General features: G+C 61.5%; 5 protein-coding genes, 1 tRNA gene and 1 pseudogene. 3 read left to right on the forward strand and 4 right to left on the reverse strand.

Going from position 1 to position 5,455, the window contains the following annotated elements:
* The 3 genes and pseudogenes from ACI2JH_RS19690 to ACI2JH_RS19700 all read left to right on the forward strand — a co-directional run.
* Positions 1-334 (forward strand): annotated as a pseudogene (locus ACI2JH_RS19690) (sigma-70 family RNA polymerase sigma factor); the annotation flags it as partial.
* Between the two features lie 331 nt (positions 335-665).
* Positions 666-1,577: a cyclic nucleotide-binding domain-containing protein gene (locus ACI2JH_RS19695; protein ID WP_198551475.1), complete on the forward strand. Its 912-nt coding sequence runs from the start codon at positions 666-668 to the stop codon at positions 1,575-1,577.
* 112 nt (positions 1,578-1,689) lie between these two features.
* Positions 1,690-1,765: transfer RNA gene (locus ACI2JH_RS19700), tRNA-Ile, on the forward strand.
* Positions 1,766-2,589: 824 nt separating this feature from the next.
* Here ACI2JH_RS19700 and ACI2JH_RS19705 read toward each other — a convergent pair.
* The 4 genes from ACI2JH_RS19705 to ACI2JH_RS19720 form a co-directional block, all read right to left on the reverse strand.
* The gene (locus ACI2JH_RS19705) at positions 2,590-3,924 is read right to left on the reverse strand and encodes an MFS transporter (protein WP_404736996.1); all 1,335 of its coding nucleotides are present in this window, start codon (positions 3,922-3,924) and stop codon (positions 2,590-2,592) included.
* Between the two features lie 164 nt (positions 3,925-4,088).
* Entirely contained in the window at positions 4,089-4,328 is a 240-nt protein-coding gene (locus ACI2JH_RS19710; protein WP_404736997.1) for a hypothetical protein, read from the reverse strand.
* Positions 4,329-4,368: 40 nt separating this feature from the next.
* Positions 4,369-5,007, reverse strand: a complete 639-nt coding sequence (locus ACI2JH_RS19715; RefSeq protein ID WP_404736998.1) for a hypothetical protein — start codon at positions 5,005-5,007, stop codon at positions 4,369-4,371.
* 19 nt (positions 5,008-5,026) lie between these two features.
* On the reverse strand, positions 5,027-5,455 hold a 429-nt coding region (locus ACI2JH_RS19720; protein ID WP_404736999.1), incomplete at its 5' end, for a HupE/UreJ family protein.

The raw sequence follows: 5,455 nt of genomic DNA on the forward strand, positions 1-5,455 counted from the left end.
GATCTCGATGGAAACCCAGATCGTCGACGACTAGGATTACCATATTTTAGACTTAATCGAGGACACCAACGTTGAGTCCCCGATCGAGAAAACCACAAACATCAACTTGTCTGAAACCGTGCGCGACGTGCTGGCCGGCCTCACCCCGAGGGAAGCCAAGGTGCTGCGCATGCGCTTCGGCATCGACATGAACACCGATCACACGCTGGAAGAAGTCGGCAAGCAGTTCGACGTCACCCGCGAGCGCATCCGCCAGATCGAAGCGAAGGCGCTGCGCAAGCTGCGTCACCCGAGCCGTTCCGAGCAGCTGCGCAGCTTCCTGGATATCGACTGATCCCTGTCGGTGCCTGAAGCGTTCTGAAGAACCCCGCTCCGGCGGGGTTTTTTCGTTGGTTATGAAGGAGTTTTTACGTAACAGTAACGTTGATAAGGCACTGTTTTTAAAAGGATCAAACGAAACAATGTCGAATTTTTCGTAACATGTTCCGTAACATGGACTGCCGTATCAGGCCCCTGGGTTCCAGCGGATCCTTGATGTGTATGACCGTATTCAGGTTGTTCAGCTGTTCCACATGAATTTGCCAAAAACGTGTGCTCTACGTCACAGATCAGGGGTTAATCTGCACATGCCATCCATGACGGATGCAGTCCACAGGGGGACTTCAATGTTGGCTCGCTTCACCGGTGACGAAGGTCGCCGCAATCTGCTGTACACGCTGTCCGAGCAGAAACTGGTACGCGGCGACAAGGCGCTCGCCGAAGCACTCGCCAGCAGCGTGACCTTGTTGGAGGCACAGACCGGTGCCGCCGTCATTCACCAGGGTGGAGTGGACAATGACGTCTACTTCATCGTGACCGGATCCTTCGACGTGTTCGTCAATGGCAAGCGCGTCGCGCGACGCCATGCCGGCGAGCACGTGGGCGAGATGGCCGCCGTGCAGCCGACGCAGATCCGCTCGGCGACCGTGGTAGCTGCCGAACCGAGCGTCGTCGCGCGTGTCAGTGCGGCCCGCCTGGAGGACCTTGCCGAGCAGTTCCCGCAGATCCACCGCTACGTGGCGCAGGAACTGGCGCGCAGGCTGTACCAGCGCAACGACCACATCGGCAGTGCCCGCGACCGCACCAAGGTACTGGTGCTGGCGTCGCCGCAGGCGGCTGCGGCGGCGCAGGTGGTGCAGGAAACGTTGGCCTGCGAAGGCTTCACCGTGCGCCAGTGGCAGGATGGCTTGGCCCGCAGTGGAGGGCTGTCCGTGCAGCGCCTGCAGGAGCTGGCGGCGGGCGTTGATTTCGCGGTGGTGATCTCCGGTGACGACAACGCACCGGCAACGGCCGATGCATGGCCGGCCACGCGGGACGCGCTGCTGCTGGAGACCGGCGTGCTGCTGGGCGTGCTCGGCAGCGACCGCACCGTGCTGCTTGAGGCACGTGGTGAGCATGCCGGCGTGGAAGACCTGCCGGGCGTGGTCAACGTGACGTGGCAGCCGGACCCCAGCGATGAGCTGGAGGCCGTGCTCGCCCCGGCCTGTACCCGCCTGCGACGTTACTTCGAGCGGCAGGGGCCGTTCGCGGTGGCGTGATGGGTGGTGACGTGCCGACCGTCCGCGGTCGGCACGTTGTGGGTGTTGCGCGATGAAGCACCGGTGTCTGGAGTACGGCCACGGGCTTGCATTAGACTGGGCGGCCGCAAGCGGGCCTATAGCTCAACGGTTAGAGCAGAGGACTCATAATCCTTTGGTTCCAGGTTCGAATCCTGGTGGGCCCACCAAAGAAATCGGGCACTTAGGGTCTCCTGTTCCTACCACCATAAGTTGGCCGTTTCGGACAACTTATGATGGTAAAAAAAGCAAAAGATGTCCGCGAGGCAGAGAGCTGTCGAGATTTGGCGCCAAGCACCCCTAGGCGCTTGATTGCACCACGCTCCCAACGGCTAAAGCCGTGAGCGCTCGTGTCATGAGACAACCCGCACTCCGCTGATCCATGACCTGACGTGGGTCAAGTCTGACTTTGACAGACCCCCTCCACGTTGACCCCATCGGGCTCTGCCGCGACACGGGGTGGGAGATCAAGCGTGTGACAGTGGACAACGTCTGGAGGATGGGTGATCCGAGCGTGCTCGCCGGAATCTGAGCAGATTGGGCGGTCAATAGGCCGCTTCTGGCCGATAGCGGACATTGCGGAACGAAAAAAAACCTGCGAGCCTGAATAGGCGAAACGTCACGGCCACCATGGCGGCGGTGCTAGGATCTGCGCCATGGACATCGGCCGGACAACCTTGGCCATCGGCGTCGCCCTAGCCGCAGTGTCCTGCAGCGGATCCCAGGGGCGCTGGACTGCTTTTGTCTATCCGCCGGGCGCATCTACTCAGGAAGTCCGACACGCTGTCTATGGCGACTACGACACCTTCGAACATTGCCAGGCAGCTGCAATAGCTGCCCTGAGAGATAAGCCTCCAGTGCCTTGGTCGGAGGGAGTGGGCTCTTACGAATGTGGACTTGCGTGTCGATATGACGTCGACGTGGACATGTACGTGTGCGATCAAACGCGCAAGTAAGTAGCCCATCCGTGCCCTCCGCTCGCCTGACGTCCTGGTCAGCTTGGCCAGCGCGTGTGAAGCTGATCGATGACAAACCGGTGGCGGTGCATGCCATCCGTGTCGCGGTGTGCCAAGAGGTGCGGGTCGTCCTCAGCAAGATGTTCGTGCTGGTGCGCTATCTGCTCAGGATCGTGCGCCGGCCACCTGCGCCACGCGGCGACCAAGCCGAGTGCGGCCAGAGTCATCAAGGCGGCCAAGGCAACATGCAGGCCGTAGCGGGCACCAACCCAGCCGGCGAGCGGATAGGCAATCAACCAGCAAACGTGCGATAGGGAAAATTGGGCGGCGAACAGGAATGGCAGATCGGCGGAGTCAGCCGAACGTCGCAGCAGCCGTCCGCCGGGGGTAACAAGACCGGCATATGCCATGCCCAACAGCGTCCAGGTCGGAATGACCGCCGCCCATCCAGGATTTCCCTTCAGGGCAAACCAAATGCCGAGGAAGGTGACCAGGACAGCTGACATGAACAGTCCTGCAGTCAGCATCACTGTGCGGTCCGAAATGCGGTCAAGAACCTTTGGAAGAACAAGCGCCACCAGCATGGAGCCGCCGCCGAAAGCCGCCAACGCCCACGCAACCTGTTCCTCAGCCCCGCCCAGAACGGTGCGGACCATGACCACCGTATTGACGAACACCATCGCGCCGCCGGCTGCGGCACAGAGGTTCAATGCAAGCAGGCCCTGCAATCGCGGGGTGCGAAGGTAAGTTCGCATTCCACGGATGGCTCGCGCATAGGGACCATCCTTGGAAGCGACCGCAGCGAGGGCGGGGAACGTGGTGGACGCGACGAGCACCGCCGAGAGGATGAAACCTACCGAGGTACCAGCGAACAACCCGTGGAAGCTGATGATCGTCAGCAGCGCGGCAGCAAGCGCCGGGCTCAGCAGGCTCTCAAGGTCATATGCCAATCGGGAAAGTGAGAGCGCGCGCGTGTAATCGCGCTCTTCTTTGAGGATTTCGGGGATGGTGGACTGAAACAACGGCGTGAAGCATGCCGAGGCCGACTGCAGCACAGCGATGAGGACATACACCTGCCAGATCTGGGTGACGAATGGCAGACAGACCGCCACAGCGGCGCGAACCAGGTCAAGTGCGATCAGCACCCGCTTGCGCAGCCGTGCTGGGACCAACGCTCCAGAAACGGGAGCCAAGGTTACGTACACGACCATCTTGATGGCCAGTGCGGTGCCCAGCACCGCGCCCGCGTGGGCGCCCGCCAGGTCGTAGGCCAGGAGGGCAAGGGCGACAGTGGCCAAGCCGGTTCCGACCAGGGCGACTATCTGTGCACCAAATAAGCGGCGAAACGTCGGGTGACTCAGTACTTCGAGCATGGAATTGTCCTGGTAGCAACGTTTTGACGGCCCCAACCCGCCGTGCACACCATCTGCCTGGCTTCAGGGCAGAGGCGGCAGCCGGGCGGAGTGTACGCCCACTGTTTGGGTCGGGGTGACGACCCCGCCGGCACGGCGGGGTCGTTCGCTAAACGCGAGTGGACTTACTTCTTCTTCGGCGCTGCCTGCGCTTCGCAGCGTTCCTTCAGCGCCTTGGTCTGGGCATCATTGAGGTCCACCTTGAACTTCGAACGGTCCGTCAACTGCTCGCAGGTCGTCGGCTTGGCCTTGGGAGCAGCCGGGGTTGCCGGATCGGCATGAAGCGCCGGATCATGAGCGGACGCCGTGGTGAAAAGGGACATGCTGAGAAGCAGGCCGGTAACTACTGCGCTATGAGTCTTCATGGTGATTTTCCTAGGTTGGGATCGGCAAAGTGCCGGGGTGTTACGGCTGATAGATGTCGGCTTGGTAGCCAATAAGTTCGATGCTCACGGTCACCGGCTTTTCGCTTCGGTTCTGCCAGTACCACCCATGAGTTCCCTCAAATGGCGCGACGAAGGTGCCGCGTGCCTCCCGCTGCGCACCTTCGACGGCGTAGCTGGTCCATGCGCCCTTCACGTCGGGGCGCTCGCCGTGCATATCGACTGCCACGTCCCCGGTTGCCTTCCAGCGGAACAGCATTCCGGCACCAGCAACCATGTAGGACTTGACCTCTTTCCCCTTGCCCGGCTCCAGCGTGATCGTCATCGCGTCCTGGCGAAGCTCACCGTTGGTGAGCGATACCGCGTCTGGATCAAGCGATTGCCCTTTGTTCGCCCCGAACGCGGCCGCGGCCTTCTCCGCCAAGGTGGCCTCTGCGCCCGATGCTGTCGAGGACGTCGGCGTGGCCGGGTCGATGGCGGTGCTTCCGCCGTCCGCCAAGGCAGTCAAGCCCAGCGCCCGGCCGATCCCTGTGGGATCAAGGCCGTACTCCGCCGGCAGGACGGCGGTGATGAGAAGCGCGCCGGCAATGGCGGCGGCAAGAAGGGTCGACTTCAGCAGGCGGCCAGTGGTGGGGATCGGTTGATTGGTGGTGATGGACATAATGGGTCTCGGTCAGAAATCAGGAAACGAAATAGCCGGTGAGCTGCATGCCGATGAGCACGAAGCCGGCCGTCATCAAGATGGTGTTCACGCCATAGGCCTGACGATTGAAGGACGGCAGTCGACGCCAGAAGCCCATCACAATCAGGATGCCGGCAAGCGCCAACAGTTGGCCGAGTTCAACGCCCACGTTGAACGCAAGCATGTTGGGGACCAGCCCGTCCGGCGATAACGAGAAGTCCTGGAGCTTCGTGGCCAGGCCGAAGCCGTGGAAGAAGCCGAAGACAAGCACGGCGATCTTGGTGTTGGGTTGCACGCCGAACCAGCGCTTGAACGCGCCCATGTTGTCCAAGGCCTTGTAGACCACCGACAGGCGGATGTTGGCGTCTACGTTATAGGAGTTGTCGTTAATGCAGTCTAGGTGTACGATCTGGTTTGTCGTTTTTTT

It is taken from the genome of Stenotrophomonas sp. NPDC078853, assembly GCF_044901215.1.
GTDB lineage: Bacteria > Pseudomonadota > Gammaproteobacteria > Xanthomonadales > Xanthomonadaceae > Stenotrophomonas > Stenotrophomonas lacuserhaii.